Genomic DNA, 528 nt, shown 5'->3' with positions numbered 1-528 from the left:
TGTCCCGATCCTGTCATCACCTGATGCCGGTTTATCCTGATTATCCGCATGGCGGTCCAGCGCTATGGTGATGCCATCAGACGCGAAAGGACCGATCCCATGCAATTGCCCCATCCCATCCAGACCTATTTCACCGCCCGCGCGCCACAGGATGGCGACGCCCTTGCCGCCGTCTTCGCCCCCGATGCCATCGTCCATGACGAGGGCCACGACCATCGCGGCCCGCAGGCGATCCGCGACTGGTGGCTGGCCGCCAAGGCGACGTATCGCCACCATGCAGACCCCATCGACCTCGCTCAGGCTGGTGGAAAGACCGTCGTCCGGGCGACCGTGACCGGCGATTTCCCCGGCAGCCCGGCGGTGCTGACCTTCACCTTCGGGTTGGCCCACGACCGCATCACCGTAAGCGACGGCTGAACCCCACATTGCTCGGCTGACGCGCTGCTGCGAAGTCTTTTCCATCGACCGGTGGGAGTGCGTTTCGCAATGTGTGCCAAGAATTCGTTTCTCGCGTCTCTGGGCGTCGAG

The 528-nt window shown here is 63.8% G+C and carries 1 protein-coding gene; it reads left to right on the top strand.

All coding sequences use genetic code 11. The annotated features are described in order from the left end of the window. Window positions 1–99 precede the first annotated feature (99 nt). Window positions 100–417 carry a nuclear transport factor 2 family protein gene (locus EG885_RS22385; RefSeq protein ID WP_131579080.1) on the top strand — a complete coding sequence of 106 codons (318 nt, stop codon included), beginning with the start codon at window positions 100–102 and terminating at the stop codon, window positions 415–417. Window positions 418–528: the final 111 nt, after the last annotated feature.

The sequence above is a fragment of the Paracoccus nototheniae genome (assembly GCF_004335005.1).
Lineage (GTDB): Bacteria > Pseudomonadota > Alphaproteobacteria > Rhodobacterales > Rhodobacteraceae > Paracoccus > Paracoccus nototheniae.
This window is presented reverse-complemented; position numbering and strand designations above follow the sequence as displayed.

What these genes read in the sequence shown, in the direction of transcription:
- EG885_RS22385 (WP_131579080.1), top strand. Translation starts at nt 100, where the DNA reads ATGCAATTGCCCCATCCCATCCAGACCTATTTCACCGCCCGCGCGCCA.